Origin of the sequence: Virgibacillus oceani, from assembly GCF_014638995.1 — a bacterium.
In the GTDB taxonomy this organism is placed as follows: Bacteria; Bacillota; Bacilli; order Bacillales; family Amphibacillaceae; genus Virgibacillus_E; species Virgibacillus_E oceani.
In genome coordinates this window covers 79,288-98,323 of sequence record NZ_BMFR01000003.1, presented here as the reverse complement: position 1 = coordinate 98,323, position 19,036 = coordinate 79,288, and the positions used below count along the sequence as shown (strand labels likewise).

General features: G+C 36.8%; 23 protein-coding genes. All 23 read left to right on the top strand.

Annotated elements, in window-relative coordinates; translation table 11 throughout:
* The first annotated feature begins 35 nt into the window (after positions 1–35).
* Positions 36–425 (top strand): YlqD family protein, encoded by a 390-nt coding sequence (locus IEV74_RS05770; RefSeq protein ID WP_188454414.1) that lies wholly within the window; start codon positions 36–38, stop codon positions 423–425.
* 12 nt (positions 426–437) lie between these two features.
* Positions 438–953: a ribosome maturation factor RimM gene (gene rimM, locus IEV74_RS05765; protein ID WP_188454413.1), complete on the top strand. Its 516-nt coding sequence runs from the start codon at positions 438–440 to the stop codon at positions 951–953.
* Positions 953–1,681, top strand: coding sequence for a tRNA (guanosine(37)-N1)-methyltransferase TrmD (gene trmD, locus IEV74_RS05760; RefSeq protein WP_188454412.1), 729 nt, complete (start codon positions 953–955; stop codon positions 1,679–1,681). The genes rimM and trmD overlap by 1 nt, the downstream gene beginning before the upstream one ends.
* A gap of 141 nt (positions 1,682–1,822) precedes the next feature.
* A complete protein-coding gene (locus tag IEV74_RS05755) occupies positions 1,823–2,257 on the top strand; it encodes a gluzincin family metallopeptidase (RefSeq protein WP_188454411.1) in 435 nt (144 codons plus the stop codon).
* 22 nt (positions 2,258–2,279) lie between these two features.
* Complete coding sequence (locus IEV74_RS05750) at positions 2,280–2,486, top strand: hypothetical protein (RefSeq protein ID WP_188454410.1); 207 nt, start codon at positions 2,280–2,282, stop codon at positions 2,484–2,486.
* A gap of 165 nt (positions 2,487–2,651) precedes the next feature.
* Positions 2,652–2,999: a 50S ribosomal protein L19 gene (rplS, locus tag IEV74_RS05745; protein ID WP_188454409.1), complete on the top strand. Its 348-nt coding sequence runs from the start codon at positions 2,652–2,654 to the stop codon at positions 2,997–2,999.
* A gap of 154 nt (positions 3,000–3,153) precedes the next feature.
* Positions 3,154–3,717: a signal peptidase I gene (lepB, locus tag IEV74_RS05740; protein WP_188454408.1), complete on the top strand. Its 564-nt coding sequence runs from the start codon at positions 3,154–3,156 to the stop codon at positions 3,715–3,717.
* A 9-nt stretch (positions 3,718–3,726) separates the two neighbouring features.
* The gene (ylqF, locus tag IEV74_RS05735; RefSeq protein ID WP_188454407.1) at positions 3,727–4,575 is read left to right on the top strand and encodes a ribosome biogenesis GTPase YlqF; all 849 of its coding nucleotides are present in this window, start codon (positions 3,727–3,729) and stop codon (positions 4,573–4,575) included.
* 214 nt (positions 4,576–4,789) lie between these two features.
* On the top strand, positions 4,790–5,560 hold the full coding sequence (gene rnhB, locus IEV74_RS05730; RefSeq protein WP_188454406.1) for a ribonuclease HII: 771 nt from the start codon (positions 4,790–4,792) through the stop codon (positions 5,558–5,560).
* Positions 5,515–7,353 carry a TP0910 N-terminal domain-containing protein gene (locus tag IEV74_RS05725; protein WP_506016881.1) on the top strand — a complete coding sequence of 613 codons (1,839 nt, stop codon included), beginning with the start codon at positions 5,515–5,517 and terminating at the stop codon, positions 7,351–7,353. The genes rnhB and IEV74_RS05725 overlap by 46 nt, the downstream gene beginning before the upstream one ends.
* On the top strand, positions 7,350–7,616 hold the full coding sequence (locus IEV74_RS05720) for an EscU/YscU/HrcU family type III secretion system export apparatus switch protein (protein WP_188454404.1): 267 nt from the start codon (positions 7,350–7,352) through the stop codon (positions 7,614–7,616). Before IEV74_RS05725 ends, IEV74_RS05720 begins: the two co-directional genes overlap by 4 nt.
* A 112-nt stretch (positions 7,617–7,728) precedes the next feature.
* Positions 7,729–8,889 carry an ADP-forming succinate--CoA ligase subunit beta gene (gene sucC / locus IEV74_RS05715; RefSeq protein ID WP_188454403.1) on the top strand — a complete coding sequence of 387 codons (1,161 nt, stop codon included), beginning with the start codon at positions 7,729–7,731 and terminating at the stop codon, positions 8,887–8,889.
* Between the two features lie 65 nt (positions 8,890–8,954).
* Positions 8,955–9,857 carry a succinate--CoA ligase subunit alpha gene (gene sucD / locus IEV74_RS05710; RefSeq protein ID WP_188454402.1) on the top strand — a complete coding sequence of 301 codons (903 nt, stop codon included), beginning with the start codon at positions 8,955–8,957 and terminating at the stop codon, positions 9,855–9,857.
* Positions 9,858–10,019: 162 nt separating this feature from the next.
* The gene (gene dprA, locus IEV74_RS05705) at positions 10,020–10,844 is read left to right on the top strand and encodes a DNA-processing protein DprA (RefSeq protein WP_308418977.1); all 825 of its coding nucleotides are present in this window, start codon (positions 10,020–10,022) and stop codon (positions 10,842–10,844) included.
* A 138-nt stretch (positions 10,845–10,982) separates the two neighbouring features.
* Complete coding sequence (gene topA, locus IEV74_RS05700) at positions 10,983–13,061, top strand: type I DNA topoisomerase (RefSeq protein ID WP_188454400.1); 2,079 nt, start codon at positions 10,983–10,985, stop codon at positions 13,059–13,061.
* A 141-nt stretch (positions 13,062–13,202) separates the two neighbouring features.
* Positions 13,203–13,514, top strand: a complete 312-nt coding sequence (locus tag IEV74_RS05695; protein ID WP_188454399.1) for a hypothetical protein — start codon at positions 13,203–13,205, stop codon at positions 13,512–13,514.
* Positions 13,515–13,776: 262 nt separating this feature from the next.
* On the top strand, positions 13,777–14,715 hold the full coding sequence (gene xerC / locus IEV74_RS05690) for a tyrosine recombinase XerC (protein WP_188454398.1): 939 nt from the start codon (positions 13,777–13,779) through the stop codon (positions 14,713–14,715).
* A complete protein-coding gene (gene hslV, locus IEV74_RS05685; protein ID WP_308418976.1) occupies positions 14,708–15,253 on the top strand; it encodes an ATP-dependent protease subunit HslV in 546 nt (181 codons plus the stop codon). The genes xerC and hslV overlap by 8 nt, the downstream gene beginning before the upstream one ends.
* An 18-nt stretch (positions 15,254–15,271) precedes the next feature.
* Positions 15,272–16,666: an ATP-dependent protease ATPase subunit HslU gene (gene hslU, locus IEV74_RS05680; protein WP_188454397.1), complete on the top strand. Its 1,395-nt coding sequence runs from the start codon at positions 15,272–15,274 to the stop codon at positions 16,664–16,666.
* A gap of 28 nt (positions 16,667–16,694) precedes the next feature.
* Positions 16,695–17,474, top strand: a complete 780-nt coding sequence (gene codY / locus IEV74_RS05675; protein WP_188454396.1) for a GTP-sensing pleiotropic transcriptional regulator CodY — start codon at positions 16,695–16,697, stop codon at positions 17,472–17,474.
* 311 nt (positions 17,475–17,785) lie between these two features.
* Positions 17,786–18,184, top strand: coding sequence for a flagellar basal body rod protein FlgB (gene flgB / locus IEV74_RS05670; RefSeq protein WP_188454395.1), 399 nt, complete (start codon positions 17,786–17,788; stop codon positions 18,182–18,184).
* Positions 18,185–18,186: 2 nt separating this feature from the next.
* Positions 18,187–18,642, top strand: a complete 456-nt coding sequence (flgC, locus tag IEV74_RS05665) for a flagellar basal body rod protein FlgC (protein WP_188454394.1) — start codon at positions 18,187–18,189, stop codon at positions 18,640–18,642.
* A gap of 17 nt (positions 18,643–18,659) precedes the next feature.
* A complete protein-coding gene (gene fliE / locus IEV74_RS05660) occupies positions 18,660–18,965 on the top strand; it encodes a flagellar hook-basal body complex protein FliE (protein WP_188454393.1) in 306 nt (101 codons plus the stop codon).
* The last annotated feature ends 71 nt before the right edge of the window (positions 18,966–19,036 follow it).

Below are 19,036 nucleotides of genomic sequence, written 5' to 3'. Positions count from 1 at the left end.
TTACTCGATTTGTATTCTGAGAGCGAGGAACGATTATGAATATAATAAAAAAGGTTCTTATAAAACAAATTATCACAGAGAAAAGCAAAGGAAAATTACAAACAAATTTTCATAATCACAAAATGCGGCTTGAACAAGAGTGTCAACAGTTATTGTTTGAACAACGGAAATTGCAAAATAAAACAGGTATCTCCAAACAAGAGGTTACTGCCCGTTTTCAACAGGAAATCAAAAATCGCAAAGAGAAAATGAAACTGATTGATTTTAAAATTGAACAATTAGATATGCTGGAAATCGGGAGCGAAATTGTCGAAAAAGAAGTTGAAGCTCTTGTTGAGGTAGATGTTGGAACGCATTGGAATGATATTATAGGTGAAAAAGCAATTGTTGTTAAAGACGACATCGTAATCCGGATTGATGAATAAGCAGGTGATCATATGACCGAAAAAATGTTTAATGTTGGAAAAATTGTAAATACGCACGGAATTCGTGGCGAGGTAAAGGTGCATCGAATTAGTGACTTTGATGAACGTTTTGAAATAGGGGAGACACTGTATTTAGTAAAGGATAATGAGCACCCGATTCAATTAGAAATAAAGTCTCATCGCATACATAAAGGATTTGACCTGATTTCGTTTAAAGGGCTCGACAATATAAATGATGTGGAACAATATAAAGGATCAAAATTAAAGATTTCCGAGAATCAATTAACTGATTTGGATGAAGATGAATATTACTATCATGAAATTATTGGCTGTGATGTATTTACTGCGAATGGAGATAATCTTGGAACAATCAAAGAAATTTTATCCCCCGGTGCAAACGATGTATGGGTAGTTAAACAGCCTCAAGGAAAAGATCTATTGATTCCGTATATTAGGGATGTCGTAAAAGAGATTGTTGTTGATGAGAAAAAAGTAGTTATCGATCCAATGGAAGGACTGCTTGACTAATGCATATCGATGTCTTAACACTGTTTCCAGAAATGATTTCAGGTGTTTTCAATTCTTCCATTTTGAAAAAGGCGCAAGATAAAAACAAGTTCAGCTATAATCTTGTTAATTTTCGGGAATACGCGGATAATAAGCATAAAAAGGTAGATGACTATCCATATGGTGGCGGGGCAGGTATGGTTTTAACACCACAGCCGGTATTCGATGCTGTTGAAGCTGTAACAAAAGATAAAGCAAAAAAACCTCGTATTATTCTTATGTGTCCCCAGGGAGAACCATACAATCAAAAAAAAGCTGAAGAGTTAGCACAAGAGGAACATCTTATGTTTATCTGTGGTCACTATGAAGGGTATGACGAGCGAATCAGGGAGAACCTAGTTACTGATGAAATATCGATTGGTGATTATGTTTTAACTGGTGGAGAACTCGGTGCGATGGTTGTGATCGATAGTGTTGTCAGGTTATTACCGGATGTGCTCGGTAACAAGGAATCTGCTCCTGAAGATTCCTTTTCATCCGGATTGCTTGAGCATCCGCATTACACGAGGCCTGCCGATTTTCGCGGGATGAAAGTTCCGGATGTTTTACTGTCAGGGGATCATGCAAAGATAGAAGCGTGGCGAAAGAGAGAATCGTTGAAGCGGACGTATGAGCGTCGGAGAGAATTGTTGGACCAGCAAACCCTATTAGAAGATGAACAAGAAATATTGAACCAAATTAAAAAATAAACGAAATTTAGACTATGTTTTTATCTTAAAAGCATAGTCTTATTTTATTTTTACTATATTATTGGGAAAAGTGGAACCATTTTAGTTTTAAATCTATACTAGCAATGGTTATTTAACTCAAGAAGGTTTTGCTATATATATATGGAAAATAAATACGGAAAAAAGGTAACTCCAGTTCATAAATTTATGCGGTATTTTATTGATCATAATAAAAATATCCCACTTCAAAAATTAATTGATAAAAAATACGATCATTCATTATTCAGACCACTCCTTGCTGAAACAGAGGATTATGTGCTTCAACATATCAGTTATATACATGCTGGTTCATTTGTTACCTATTTGATAGATACTTATGGATTAGATAAATTTGAACAGTTGTATAATAAAAGCGAACCCGAAAATAGGCTAACAGAAATTTATGGAATGACAACTGTAGAATTGGAGAATGAATGGATACAATATATTAAAAAAAATATAACATTTACTTCTGATGATAGGCTGGAATTAGACTCTTTTTATATAATAAATTCTGAAATAGATTCGATTGATCCTGAGATTTTTGAAAAAGAATAAACAGGTGCGAGGAGGATTGTTTTTGAAAAAAATTCTATTATATATTTTATTGTTTCTTTTGGTAACTATCGTAGCAAGTTTTATATTAGGGTACTCTAAATTTGGCTTTACAGTTGGATTTATTTTCATATTAGTTGCAATTGGTGCTGCAAATATTTTTCAGATGAAGAATACGGAATATTTACATCATAAATTGCATGATAGTAATGTAAGACGGAATAAAAGGTAAAAGTACTATAAAGTAACTGATTACATCCGAAAAACTGTTGAACTCAGACTGCTATTATGGTATATTAATTGTTGTGCTTAAAGTGTATTTACTTTAAGTCGTATAAACGATGTTCCGCTGTTCCATAGAGAGATATGAGCATTGGTTTGGAAGGAGTGAAGCAGGATGCAAAAATTAATTGAAGATATCACTAAAGATCAGCTTCGTACAGATCATCCTGATTTCCGCCCGGGAGACACTGTAAAGGTTCACGTTAAGGTTGTCGAAGGTACTCGTGAGCGTATTCAGGTATTTGAAGGCGTTGTTATCAAACGTCAAAACGGTGGAATCAGCGAAACATTTACAGTAAGAAAGCTTTCTTATGGTGTAGGTGTTGAACGTACATTCCCAGTACATTCTCCTAGAATTGCGAAAATTGAAGTATCTCGCCGTGGTATTGTCCGTCGCGCGAAACTATACTATCTTCGTAATCTACGCGGAAAAGCAGCACGTATTAAAGAACGTCGCCGCTAATCTATGTAGCAGGACCGGAAATAAGTTATTGGAAAGGAGCTTGGCATTGTTGGCAAGCTCCTTTTTACTTTCATTAGCAAAAAAGCAGAATAGCCTAGAAGGGCATGCTTAAAATAATAGTAGTGTACAGATTTCGGTTGTCGGAGGGAAATTCATGGCCAAGAGAAAGAAGAGTGAATGGTTCGATTGGGTGAAGGCATTGCTTGTGGCATTTGGTTTAGCATTTATTGTTCGTATTTTTCTTTTTGCCCCAATTGTTGTAGATGGTCCATCCATGATGCCAACGCTGCACGATAGGGATCAAATGATCGTTAACAAATTTATTTATAAAATTGATGAACCAGATCGTTTTGATATAGTTGTTTTTCATGCAACGGATAAGAAAGACTTTATTAAGCGCGTTATCGGTCTTCCAGGTGAGCATATTGCTGTTAAAGATGAAGTGTTATATATTAATGGGGAGAAAGTTGCTGAACCGTTTTTAAAGGAGCGTAAACAGCATTTGCAGCCTTATGAAACATTAACAGGCGATTTCACCTTAGAAGAGTTACCTGGAGGATATGAAACGATTCCAGAGGATCATGTACTCGTTCTAGGTGATAATCGTAATAATTCTACTGATAGTCGGATGCTTGGGTTAATTTCAATGGACCAAATAGTAGGCAAAACGAGTTTAATATACTGGCCATTTGATCGGCTTCAGACATTACATGAATAGGGTGAAAATATGGCAATACAATGGTTTCCAGGACATATGGCAAAAGCAAGACGTCAGGTCGAGGAAAAATTAAAGCTTGTTGATTTTGTAATGGAATTGGTGGATGCTAGAGCACCGTTATCATCACAAAACCCAATGCTGCAGGAAGTTTTGCAAAACAAACCTAAATTAATTATATTAATGAAAAAAGATTTAGCTGATAAAAATGAAACAGAAAAGTGGATTAGCTATTTTAATGATAACAATGTTAAGGCGATTGCAATTAATGTAAATGAACAAGCAGATATTCAAAAAATAATCCAGATTGCTAAAGAGCTTGGACAGGACAAAATGGACAAACTAATGAAAAAGGGTATCCAGCCGCGAGCGGCACGAGCAATGATTGTGGGGATTCCTAATGTGGGAAAATCAACGTTAATTAATCGTCTTGCCAAGAAAAATATTGCTAAAACAGGAGACAGACCAGGGGTTACGAAACAGCAATTGTGGATTAAAGTGAAAAAGGATTTTGAATTACTTGATACACCGGGGATTCTTTGGCCAAAATTTGAAGATGAATTAGTTGGTTATCGGCTGGCTGCGCTTGGTACGATAAAGGATCAGTTGCTTTCCCTGCAAGATATTGTAGCTTTTGTTATCACCTATTTTCAAGAACATTATCCTCAACTGATTGAAGAGAGATATAATATTGATCGTGATATGACGGATATGTGGGATATTTTTGTTGCAATTGGCAAGCAACGCGGCTGTCTGGAAAGTGGCGGAAATGTAAACTTTGATAAGGTATCTGACATTGTCATACGCGATCTTCGTACAGGTAGACTTGGAAGAGTATCACTTGAGTCAGCAGATGGATAAATGGCATACATCTTCGGGTGAATGTCTTTTTTTTCAGGCTTTCTTTCTTATTAATAAAGAAAAGTTAAACTGTACAACGCGTATACGGGCTGGGCAAAAGAGCGTCATTAACTGCGAAAATTAGCTTTATCTGCAATTTTTACGATATTAATGCAGCTGAAATTGATTTTAATATGAATATAGCCGATATAAGAAAAGAGAGATAGGTGGAAGGATGAAAAACAAGTCAATCGCAGCACTGAAACAATTGTTTGTTTCGGGGGATATAAATGACAATTATGTTAATGAATTAAAAAGTGACGAACGTAAAGGTGTTCAAGCGCTAATAAAAAGTTATGAAAGCAAGAAACGTAAAGAACTGGAATTGAATAAAAAATTTATCAATATGAGTAATTACGAACAAAAAGGTTATCAAAACGGCTGTAATCATATTGCTGGAATTGATGAAGCAGGCAGAGGTCCATTAGCGGGGCCGGTTGTTGCAGCTGCAGTAATTTTACCTAGAGATTTTAAACTTCTTGGGCTGGATGACTCGAAACAATTAAATGAAGCAACAAGAAATAAATTTTTCGATATCATTAAAAGGGATGCAGTGAGTTATGGGATCTCTATTATTAGTAATCAAAAAATAGATGCATTAAATATTTTTGAGGCTACAAAATTAGCAATGCGTGATTGTTTAAATCAACTGGATCCTCAACCAGACCATGTTCTTATCGACGCGGTACAGCTTGATCGTTTATCTTGTACCCATGAAGCAATTACAAAAGGGGATCAGAAAAGTATTTCAATTGCTGCCGCAAGCATTTTGGCAAAGGTGACACGCGATCGAATAATGAAGGATATACATAGCAAATTTCCAGCATACGATTTTTCTTCAAATATGGGATATGGTACTAAGCACCATATGGATATGCTCTCGCAGCATGGGATCACGCCATATCACCGCAGATCTTTTGCACCTGTCAGAAATGCGGCAAAATAGGGAGGTGTTTCATCCTGAGTATTCAGCATATTTCAACTCAAGGCGGACCAAAAATCAGTCATACACAATCAACACTTAGGACGGGACAAATCATCCAAGGAAAAATCATAAAATTGTTTCCGAATAATAAAGCACAAATCCAACTTGGGGCAAAGAATATGATTGCCCAATTAGAAGTATCTCTGACTACGGGCGAAAACTATCATTTTCAAGTGCAGACCACAGGTGATGTTATTCGCTTAAAGGTGCTTGGTGAACAATTAAATTCTCAATTGCAGGAAAATGTGCTTAAGCTTATGCAGCATCTTGGTTTGAAAGCAACGAAATCCAGTGCAGCTTTGATGAAACTGCTGATGAACGAAAAAATTCCTTTTGATAAAGAGCAGTTAACGAAGGCCATACAGCTGGTTGAAGGAGCCAAAAACAAAGGTCAAGCGCAGCAAGTAATAAAAGAAATGATAACAAGCAAATTGCCAATTACAGATTCTATCTTTCAAGCTTTATACACAAAGAGTACTAGTGGGTTATCTGAACAGATGAATGCACTGTTAAAACAATTAAAACGAGATACGGTACAAGTTCCTTTACAGCAAGATTTAACCGACCGACTTTCCATGATGCTAGGGCGTCCTTTAAATAGTAAGGACACATTTATAAACCAAATCATATCTGAGGCTGCAGATAATAGTCAGCATCTGTTTAATTTATTAAAAAATGCCGGTTTGATTCGTTCTGCAATCAATTTTTCTGCATGGAAGGAAAACTGGGTGGACTTTTATAATCAGAATCATGCCAATCAATCCCGCATGCCGTCTGAAGGGCTGCCGTTTCAATTAAATCTGGAAAAGAGTATGCAGCATCTTGAACAGTTAAACAATATCGGGAAAATGTCCAAAACGATTATACAGCAGTGGACCAATTCAATTGTACAAGCACTGCAAAACATTGCACCACTAGAGAGCAGTACATTCAATACATTGAAACAGCAAATAGAAAAAGCCTTGCTGCCCATACTTCCTTTGAAACAGCAAAAGCAAATCGTTGAGCTATTACAAAACAATCCGGCATCTTTACGTAAACTTTTAACAGGATTGCAGGCATTAGCTAATAATTACGCCAACGTGAATTCCGAGCAGTCAATAATGAAAGAAGGGCAAGGTATGCCGCTGCTAATCACAAATCCTAAAGAGCAATTTTTGGCACAAATACGTCAAGTTTTACAATATACCGGGTTATCGGATGAAAATCAGCTTATGAATAATCAGCAACAGACAACTACGATTAAATCGATGTTAACGCAATTGCTGCAACAAAGTGATGGTATGGTAAATGAACGATCACAGCAATTATTGCACTATATAAATGGCCTGCAAATACATTCCGTTAATGAATCGGCCAATTTTATTCAGGCGAGCTTACAGTTTCCAGGTGAAAAACTTGGACTTAACGGTGATATGCAGCTTGATTTTGAAGGTAAGAAAACAGAAACTGGCGAAATCAACCCTGATTTTTGTCGAATATTATTTTATTTGAATTTAGCTAATTTGAATGAAACAGTAATTGATATGAATATTCAAAAACGTACGGTTGCTGTAACTATTTATAATGATTTTGAAGGTCTTAATGATAAGGCAAACCAGCTTAAACCACTATTAAAACAAGGTCTAGAGTCATTAGATTACCATTTGTCTAACGTCCAAGTAAAAACCTTAAAACAAGGTAAGAGACCAATGCTTGAAATCCCGGGACAAAATAATACTATTTCCTTGCAGGGAGTGGATTACCGTATATGAATTCCAGAAAAAAAGCAGCAGCATTACGCTATCATACAGGGCGGGACAATGCCCCAAAGGTTACCGCAACAGGAAAAGGATTAGTGGCAGACAATATAATTGCAAAGGCAAAAGAAAACAACGTACCTGTTCAAGAGGATTCATCGCTTGTGGAATTATTAGCTGAATTGAACATTAACGAAACGATTCCTGAAGAATTGTATCAGGCAGTTGCTGAAGTATTTGCGTATGTATATCGAACGGATCAATCTATCGATAAATAATCAGAAATTATATTCAATTACGACCTCTTACAACAAAGTTCGCTTATTCTTGTGAAATTTGTTGTTTTTTAATACAATAGAAATGCAGTGAATTTTGATGGGAGGATGAAGAATGAACATTCATGAGTATCAAGGCAAAGAAATTTTGCGTAAATATGGTGTAAACGTTCCAAATGGCCATGTTGCATATACTGTAGATGAAGCTGTTGAAGCTGCAAAAAAATTAGGTACAGATGTAACAGTAGTAAAAGCACAAATCCATGCTGGAGGACGAGGTAAAGCCGGCGGAGTTAAAGTTGCTAAAAATTTAGATGAAGTGCGTACATATGCTGGGGAAATATTAGGAAAAACACTTGTTACGCATCAAACTGGTCCAGAAGGTAAGGAAGTTAAACGCTTGCTTATTGAAGAAGGCTGCGATATTAAAAAAGAATACTATGTAGGACTTGTTTTAGATCGTGCTACTTCTCGTGTTGTTATGATGGCATCTGAAGAAGGCGGTACTGAAATTGAAGAAGTTGCTGCAGAAACACCGGAGAAAATCTTCAAAGAAGTTATCGATCCGGTTGTTGGCTTGTCTGGATATCAAGCTCGCAGACTAGCATTCAATATTAATATTCCGGATGAACTCTTAAATAAAGCTGTTAAATTCATGACTGGTCTGTACAATGCATTTGTTGAAAAAGATTGCTCAATTGCAGAAATTAACCCACTTGTTACAACTGGTGATGGTGAAGTACTAGCTCTTGATGCAAAACTGAACTTTGATGATAACGCATTGTTCCGTCAAAAAGATGTTGTTGAATTCCGTGATTTAGCTGAAGAGGACGAAAAAGAAATCGAAGCATCTAAATACGATTTAAGTTATGTTGCTTTAGATGGAAATATTGGCTGCATGGTTAACGGTGCAGGGCTTGCAATGTCTACAATGGATATTATTAAACATTCCGGCGGTGAACCGGCTAATTTCCTTGACGTTGGGGGCGGTGCTACAGCTGAGAAAGTTACAGAAGCATTTAAAATCATTTTGTCCGATCCAAATGTAAAAGGTATTTTTGTTAATATTTTCGGTGGGATCATGAAATGTGATGTTATCGCTGAAGGTGTTGTAGAAGCAACAAAACAAGTTGGATTGGAAATGCCATTAGTCGTACGTCTAGAAGGTACGAATGTTGATTTAGGCAAGAAAATATTGAACGAATCAGGTTTAAATATTACATCTGCAGATTCAATGGCTGATGGTGCTGAAAAAATCGTTTCTATGGTGAAATAAATTCTGAAATTATACCATGATCTTTGAAAAAACGTACAAAGAATGCGTAGAAAGGACGGACGAAAATGAGTGTATATGTTAATAAAGATACAAAAGTAATTGTCCAAGGAATAACTGGCGGTACAGCTAGATTCCATACAAAACAAATGCTTGAATATGGTACAAAAATCGTTGGTGGTGTTACACCGAAAAAAGGCGGTACAGAGGTTGAAGGTGTACCTGTTTTTAATACGGTAAAAGAAGCCGTAGACAAAACAGGTGCAACTGCTTCAGTAATTTATGTGCCTGCTCCATTTGCTGCTGACGCAATTATAGAAGCTGTAGATGCAGAGCTAGACCTTGCTATTTGTATTACAGAGCATATTCCGGTTATGGATATGGTGAAAGTAAAACGTTATATGGAAGGCAAGAAAACGCGACTTGTAGGACCAAACTGCCCGGGTGTTATTACGCCTGACGAATGTAAAATTGGCATTATGCCTGGTTATATTCATAAAAAAGGTCATATAGGTGTTGTTTCTCGTTCTGGAACATTAACATATGAAGCAGTACATCAATTATCAGAAGCGGGTTATGGACAAACAACAGCTGTTGGTATTGGTGGAGACCCTGTTAATGGAACTAATTTCATCGATGTTTTATCTGCATTTAATGATGATCCAGAAACGGAAGCGGTTATCATGATTGGTGAAATCGGCGGTACTGCTGAGGAAGAAGCAGCTGAATGGGTTAAAGCTAACATGAAGAAACCTGTTGTCGGCTTTATTGGAGGCGCTACTGCACCTCCAGGAAAGCGCATGGGTCACGCTGGTGCAATCATTTCTGGTGGTAAAGGTACTGCTGATGAAAAAATCCGCGTTATGAATGAGTGTGGAATTAAAGTCGCAGAAACTCCAGCAGTTATGGGTGAAACGATGATTAGCGTATTAAAAGAAAATAATTTAGATGCTAAATGTAAAACACATTAATTTATAGCAGAGTGCACAGGGGGGCTGTCCCCCTGTTGTAACTCCTGTAGAAATAGAAACAGTACCTCTATAAAGAAAGGCAGTGATTCATTGGAAGCGTTACGAAAAAAATTAATTTGTCTTCATAGGTGCCGGGGAGTAACTAGAAGTACCATTGTAAAAATGCTTCAATTTGACCCCACATTAAAAAACCTCCATAATCTATCCTCATCACAGCTAAGCAGGCGCTTTTCCATTCCGCTAAATAAGGCACAGCAATTATATGCGGATCTCCATAATCAACAATTTTATGACAAAATAAAGCAGGATTTAGCCAAATATACGGTGATAACAATAGTTGACGAAAACTATCCTCCTATGTTAAAAACTATAAAAGACCCCCCATTAGTCCTTTATGCATTGGGCGATACTTGTTTATTACACCAAAACCCCGTCCTAAGTGTTATCGGTACACGATCCCCCACTAAACATGCATTTGCAAAAATGGATCAAATTTTACGAACGTTAATTCAGGATAATTGGATAATAGCCAGTGGAATGGCCAAAGGTATCGATAGCTATGCACATCAATTAGCGTTACGTTATTCTGGAAAAACAATAGCTGTCTTGGGGAGTGGCTTTCACCATGTTTATCCAAGGCAAAACACATCGTTATTTCAGCAAATTGCATCTAAAGGATTAATTTTATCTGAATACACACCGAGTACACCCCCCGAACGATTTCATTTTCCGGAAAGAAATCGAATCATAAGCGGACTTAGCTTCGGAACTTTGGTCATAGAAGCAACAGAACGGAGCGGAACCTTAATTACTGTTGACCAAGCTTTAGATCAAGGAAGAGAAGTTTATGCAGTACCGGATTCACCTCTCTTTCCACAAACAAAAGGGTGTCACCGGATGATACAGGATGGAGCAAAGTTAGTGCACGATACAAATGATATCGCCGAAGACTGGGAATCTATTAAGCAATTTTACGGAAAATCTTAGCATAAAAAATCAAGTAAACGCTTACGATTAATTAGAGGATTAAACATACTATGTTTGACAAATCAATTCGATATATTTAATATTAGTGAAGATTTCCAATTGGAATTATGGTAACCTCATTTTGGGAGGAAGGAATATATGTCAGATTATCTTGTAATCGTTGAGTCGCCCGCTAAGGCAAAGACGATTGAACGATATTTAGGGAAAAAATATAAGGTTAAGGCTTCGATGGGGCATGTTCGGGATTTACCGAAAAGTCAAACAGGAGTAGATACTGAAAACGATTTTAAACCAAAGTATATAACCATTCGCGGTAAGGGTGATATACTTAAAGAACTTAAATCAGCTGCCAAAAAGGCGAAGAAAGTGTATCTCGCTGCCGACCCCGATAGAGAAGGGGAGGCAATTGCTTGGCATTTAGCATACAGCCTAAACATTGATGAGGATTCACAGTGCCGTGTTGTATTCAATGAGATTACAAAGGATGCCATTAAAGAATCATTTAAACATCCGCGATCAATCAATAAAGACTTGGTTGCCGCACAGCAAGCACGCAGAATTCTGGATCGATTGGTAGGCTACAATATTAGTCCATTATTATGGAAGAAGGTAAAAAAAGGTCTCAGTGCTGGCAGAGTACAATCGGTTGCAGTAAAAATGATAATTGATCGTGAAAAAGAAATTGAAAACTTCCAGCCTGAGGAGTACTGGTCAATTGAAGCAAACTTCATGAAAGAAGAAGAAACCTTCGAAGGATCATTTTATGGGGTAGATAATAAAAAACAACAGCTAAAAACTGAAAATGATGTAAAAGAAATTCAAAGTAAATTAAAGGGAAAAACATTTACAATCGATAAAGTCAATAAACGCGAACGTAAACGAAATCCTGCCGCACCTTTTACAACGTCTTCATTGCAGCAGGAGGCCGCACGGAAATTAAATTTCCGTGCCAAGAAAACCATGATGGTTGCACAGCAGCTGTACGAAGGTATCGATCTAGGGAAAAAAGCTGGCGGAATAACTGGTTTAATTACGTACATGCGTACAGATTCTACTCGAATTTCCGATACAGCGAAAGGCGAGGCAAAAGGGTATATTGAGGAAAATCATGGCAAAGATTATGTAGGTCAATGGAAAAAGACAAAAAATAAAGAGGGTGCACAAGATGCCCACGAAGCGATTAGACCTACATCCGTCATGCGAGATCCAAAATCATTGAAGACGATTTTATCACGTGATCAGCTTCGTCTCTACAAATTAATCTGGGAACGTTTCCTGGCTAGTCAAATGGCACCAGCTGTAATGGATACAATGACTGTTCACCTGTTGAACAATGGTGTTGAATTTCGTGCATCAGGTTCTAAAGTGAAATTTAAAGGATTTATGAAAGTGTATGTTGAAGGTAATGATGATAATAAAAAAGAAGAAAATAAGTTTTTACCAGATCTTGCAGAAGGTATGACGGTAAAAGCCCAAGATATCATACCAAATCAGCACTTTACTCAGCCGCCGCCGAGATATACCGAGGCAAGACTTGTGCGGGCAATGGAGGAACAAGGGATTGGACGACCATCAACATATGCACCTACGCTGGATACTATTCAGCGCAGAGGGTATGTAGGTATTGATAATAAACGATTTATTCCGACTGAATTAGGTCAGATTGTTACGGAGCTGCTGCAAGAATTCTTCCCAGAAATTATTGATGTTGATTTCACCGTAAAAATGGAGGGTGACCTAGACTCTATTGAAGACGGTGAGGCAAATTGGGTGGCTATTCTAGATAGTTTTTATAAGGGATTTCATAAACGTTTAGAAGTTGCTGAGGAAGAAATGGAAAAAATCGAAATTAAGGATGAACCAGCTGGAATCGATTGTGAGAATTGTGGACATGAGATGGTATATAAAATGGGCCGATATGGCAAATTTCTAGCCTGCTCCAATTTTCCAGAATGCAGAAATACAAAACCAATTTTAAAAGAGATTGGTGTTAAGTGCCCGAAATGCAAGGAAGGCAATGTAGTTGAAAGAAAGTCTAAAAAGAAACGAACATTTTATGGCTGTGATCGCTTTCCGGATTGTGACTTTGTATCATGGGATAAACCAATCTCAAGACCGTGTCCAAAATGTGAATCATTACTTGTAGAAAAACGCAGTAAAAAAGAAACACAAATTCAATGTACAAATTGCGACTATAAAGAATCAACACAAGGTTAAAGCAAAACCGCTCATTTGATGGGCGGTTTTGCTTATGTATTCATTTAGTTATGACAAATTTAGTAACTTTTTTCGGGAAATAGCTTGCAAAGTTTTCTTCGAGATGAAAAAGGGTAAGTTTTGAAGAAGGAGGTAATAAAAATGCCTAATAGAAAACCATTTTTTGTAACGGTTGATACGGAAGAAATTCGTGAAATATCAATGCCTGAAAATGGTATTGAATATGAAATTGAAGCGTCACAGGAAGAGATAAAGGAAATAGAGGTATTATTTCGAGAAAAAAACACAAATGCTAAAAACGCAGTAAAATATTTAGCAAGGCCATTTGATGAATGGGGTGCGGATGATGAAAGAAATAAATACGATGATCGATTGATTACCATATACCGTCGTTTATACGAATTAGGAACGAGAGAAACAAAACAGAAAATTAATGATCTAGGGTTATTTTAAAATCAGGTGGTTAAATTGTCCAGGTATAAAAAACTTTTTAGAATTGTTGAATAGCTGTTTATTGACTATTTAAATTGGACAAGATATAATTACGAATTGGTAAGTTAATTTACTTGACACTTATATCTAAAATAAAAAGAATTGGCGTAAAATATGAAAATGTATTGAAGTCAATTCAGAATTTTATTACAATTTAGTTAAGTTTATTGCTTTCCAGTTTGTTATATGGTATGATTTATTCGCTGTTTTGCGGGGTGAAGTATTGAGTAGTTTTCCTGATACTGGTGACGCGTTTATCGAATATTTACAAATAGAGAAAAATGCGTCCCCGTACACTGTAAAATATTATCTGAATGATCTGGAAACGTTCTTTGCCTTTTTAAAACAAGAAGGAATTGTTAATCTGCAAGAGGTTGACACGAAAGTTGTACGTCTTTTTTTAACCACTCTTTATGACAAAAAATTGAGTAGACGATCTGTATCTAGAAAAATCTCTAGCTTGAGAAGTTTTTATAAATTTATGGAACGAGAAGAAATTGTACAAATAAACCCATTTCTTCATTTAACATTGCCTAAAGCTAAGAAACCAATTCCAGGATTTTTGTATATGGAAGAGCTTGAGAAACTATTTGAAATTAGTGATACTACAGATCCAATTGGCCAGCGAAATCAAGCGATATTAGAAACATTATATGCAACGGGTATGCGGGTAAGCGAATGCCAGGGATTAACACTTGATTCGATAGATTTTTCAATTGGAACAATGTTTGTCAAAGGAAAAGGAAGAAAAGAACGCTATATTCCTTTTGGCCGTTTTGCGGAAATCGCCCTGGAAACCTACATAAACGAAGGCAGAAAACAGCTATTTAAGAATACTGCCAAAACGAATGCTGTCTTTTTAAATGCTAGGGGCGGTCCATTAACAGTAAGAGGAATTCGGCTGATATTGAATAAAATGGTAGAAGAAGCGGCTATAACAGTACATGTCCACCCGCATAAATTACGCCATACATTTGCAACGCATATGTTGAACGAGGGTGCAGATTTACGTACTGTTCAGGAACTGTTAGGTCATGAAAATTTATCATCTACGCAAATTTATACGCACGTGACAAAAGATCGATTACGCAGTGTGTATATGAACAGCCACCCAAGAGCAAATGATCAAAATTCTGATCAAAGAGGTGAGGATAGTGAATAATGAGATGCATGCTACAACTATTTTTGCTATTATGCATGATGGCCAATGTGCAATGAGTGGAGATGGTCAAGTAACCTTAGGAAATGCTGTCGTAATGAAACATAAGGCACGTAAAGTACGCAGATTATTTAATGGGCAGGTTTTAGCTGGATTCGCTGGATCAGTTGCAGATGCTTTTACCTTATTTGAAAAATTCGAAGCTAAGCTTGAGTCATTCGAGGGCAACCTTGCTCGCGCTTCTGTTGAGCTAGCTAAGGAATGGAGAAGCGATAAGGTACTTCGAAAATTAGAGGCGATGTTAATCGTAATGAATAAACATGGCATGTTTTTGGTTTCTGGAACTGGCGAGGTAATTGAACCAGATGATGGCATTTTAGCTATTGGTTCCGGCGGGAATTATGCTTTGAGTGCAGGTCGGGCCTTAAAGCGGTATAGCGCAAATTTAACGGCCAAGGAAATCGCGCAAGCAGCCTTAGAAATAGCTGGCGAAATATGCGTTTATACGAATGACCATATTACACTTGAAGCGCTTGACTAAAAGGAGGGCATTTAACTAATGGGAATTGATTACACTCCTAAGCAAATTGTGGATCAATTGGATCAATATATTATTGGTCAGCACCAGGCAAAAAAGTCAGTTGCTGTTGCATTAAGAAATCGCTATCGACGTATGAAGTTAGATGACTCAATTAAAGAGGAAATTGTTCCAAAAAACATTCTAATGATTGGTCCAACGGGTGTAGGGAAAACGGAAATTGCAAGGCGCTTGGCAAAACTTGTTGGCGCCCCGTTTGTTAAAGTGGAGGCAACAAAATTTACTGAGGTCGGTTACGTTGGCAGAGATGTTGAGTCAATGGTTCGTGATTTAGTTGAGATGTCAATAAGAATGGTCAAAGAGGAAAAAATGGCTAAGGTTAAGGGTAAGGCTGAACAAGAAGCAAATAAAGTACTTGTTCAATTGCTGGTACCCCAAGCTAAACGAAAGCAAGCGAATATGAAGAACCCATTTGAAATGCTTTTCTCTGGACAAGATGACGATGACGATGACAGGGATCGGGATAACTCCGACGAAATCAAAAACAAACGAAAGCGTGTAGAACATCAGCTGAACTTGGGTGAGTTAGAAGATCATATGGTAACTGTGGAAATTGAAGAACTCCCACCATCAATGTTTGATATGCTGCAAGGTTCCGGAATGGAGCAAATGGGTATGAATATGCAGGATGCTTTAGGACAATTCATGCCGAAGAAAAAGAAAAAACGCAAGCTTCCGGTTTCAGAGGCACGAAAGGTGCTAACACAGCAAGAAGCTCAAAAACTCGTAGATATGGAAGAGGCTGCGCAAGAGGCTATCCAGAGGGCTGAACAATCCGGTATTTTATTTATCGATGAAATTGACAAAGTTGCTGGAAAAGGTGACAACAATGCAAATGTTTCAAGAGAAGGAGTCCAGCGCGATATATTACCAATTGTAGAAGGTTCAACGGTTGTAACCAAACATGGACCAGTAAAGACAGATCATATGCTTTTCATTGCTGCTGGAGCATTCCACATGGCAAAACCATCTGATCTAATACCAGAGCTTCAAGGGAGATTTCCAATTCGTGTAGAATTGGAGAAATTGTCCGTCGAAGATTTCAGACGTATTTTAAAAGAACCTTCCAATGCATTACTTAAACAATATCAAGCAATGTTAAAAACAGAAGGTATAAATGTCGTATTTACAGACGAAGCTGAGATTAGGCTGGCAGAAATTGCTTATCAGGTTAATCAGGACACAGATAACATTGGAGCCCGCCGACTGCACACAATTTTAGAAAAGCTGCTTGAAGATTTATCGTTTGAAGCACCAGACATTACAATGGAGACGATTGAAATCACTCCGGAATATGTCGATAAAAAGTTAAGTACTATTGTTAAAAATAAAGATTTAAGCCAATTTATACTATAGTTTTAAATAATGAAATGGAGGAATTAACATGGAACTATTAAATCGTGCAAGGAAAATTAATGCAATGCTGCAGAAAGCAACAGGGAAATCGGTGAATTTCAACGAGATGTCGGCATCACTCAGAGATGTAATTAAAGGTAATATTTTCATTTTAAGCAGAAGAGGAAAGTTATTGGGATTTGCTATTAATCAGGAAATTGAAAACGAACGTATGAAGTCAATGCTAGAGGAAAGACAATTCCCTGAAGAGTATACGCAAGGTCTATTTACGATTCATGAAACAACTGCTAACTTAGATATTGATAGCCCATTTACAGCATTCCCAGTTGAAAATCGTGAACTCTTCCAAAATGGTCTTACAACAATTGTTCCTATTATTGGCGGCGGGGAACGTCTTGGTACATTAATTTTAAGTAGATTAACAGAAAGCTTTAATGAAGATGATTTGTTACTTGCTGAGTATGGTGCTACTGTTGTAGGAATGGAAATCCTGCATGAAAAGACGGAAGAAATTGAAATGGAAGCAAGAAGCAAGGCTGTTGTACAAATGGCTATCAGCTCATTGTCATATAGTGAACTTGAAGCTATTGATCACATCTTTGAAGAATTAAATGGTAATGAAGGTTTATTGGTAGCAAGTAAAATTGCTGACCGAGTTGGGATTACGAGATCTGTAATTGTAAATGCACTAAGAAAATTAGAAAGTGCTGGTGTTATTGAATCACGTTCATTAGGTATGAAGGGAACATATATCAAAGTTCTTAACGATAAATTCTTAGTTGAACTAGAAAAATTACGTTCCAGATAAATAAGAGTGATTTTAAATAAAAAAGCTAGGCAAAGTTGCCTAGCTTTTTATTTTGGTATATTTTATGAAAATCATCTAAAAGGATTACATTAAATATGGTTAAATACCTATTGTTTCTACAAATTACATCAGTTTATTACAAAAAATGTAAATAAAATAGGACTTTTAGACTGAACAATAATAACTATTTTCGTTTCCCAAGTCGCAATATGTCGAAATAACATAGACATTATCTCTATGATAAATTACAATATTCGTATGAGAAATATAATTTATGTCCGTTACTTTATAGTTTTTAAGGAGGAAATGTGATGGATTTATTTGGTCGAACCTTCCAAACACTGGAAAGTTCACTTGATTATGCTACTGCTAAAAATCGAACGATATCCAATAATATCGCTAATGCCGACACCCCGAATTATAAAGCGAAAGATGTCGTATTTAAAAATGTACTGAATGATGCGCTTACAAGTTCACTGGAGGCGAAACGAACAAACGCAAGACATCTTCCATTTGATAATTCAGGATTGCAGCATTCCTACAAAATAGTCACTAACAAAACTACGATGTATAACCATAATGGCAACAATGTTGATATTGATAAAGAAATGTCTGAATTGGCTAAAAACCAAATATATTACCAAGGCTTAGTTGATCGGATTAATGGTAAATTCAGCAGTCTGCAGATGGTTATTAGAGGGGGAAGATAAAAGTGTCGATATTTAACGCATTAAACACGAGTGCAAGTGCATTAACCGCACAAAGACTCAGAATGGATGTTATTTCTTCTAATATTGCTAATGCAGAGACAACAAGAGCTACACGGAACGAAAATGGGGAATTCGAACCATATCGTCGAAAAATGGTTGTTGTCGAGCCTAAGGATAATAGTTTTCGTACATATTTACAAAAAGCCTCCAATACATCATCTAACCCCGGTTCGGGAGTAAAGGTTACACAAATAATTGAGGATGATGAACCTTTTAAACTTGTGTATAACCCAAATCACCCAGATGCAAATGATGCCGGGTATGTACAGCTGCCTAATGTAGATCCATTAAAAGAAATGGTTGATTTAATGAGTGCTACCAGATCCTATGAAGCAAATATTACGTCTGTCAATGCAACTAAAAACATGCTGCTGAAGGCATTGGAAATCGGAAAATAATGTAAGGAGAGTCCATGATGAATAATAATATAAATGGTGTATCACATAACATATTGTCCAGCGCGATAAATAATAATCAGCTAACATCTCCAGGAAAAGCTCATGCAGATTTTGCAAACATGCTAAAGACAGCAATTGGGAAAGTGAATGAAGCGCAGACAGCTTCAGATAAAAAAACAGAGCAGCTTGCAACAGGTCAAATAGATGATCTGCATGATGTCATGATAACTGCACAAAAGGCTAGCATTACATTGGAAACATCTGTTCAAATTCAGCGTAAAGTAATTGATGCCTACAACGAAATAATGCGAATGCAAGTATAGGCTGGTTAGATAATCTATTAATTTATGTGAAAGTGTTATTGCAGGTCTTAAAACATACTAATATAAACAGA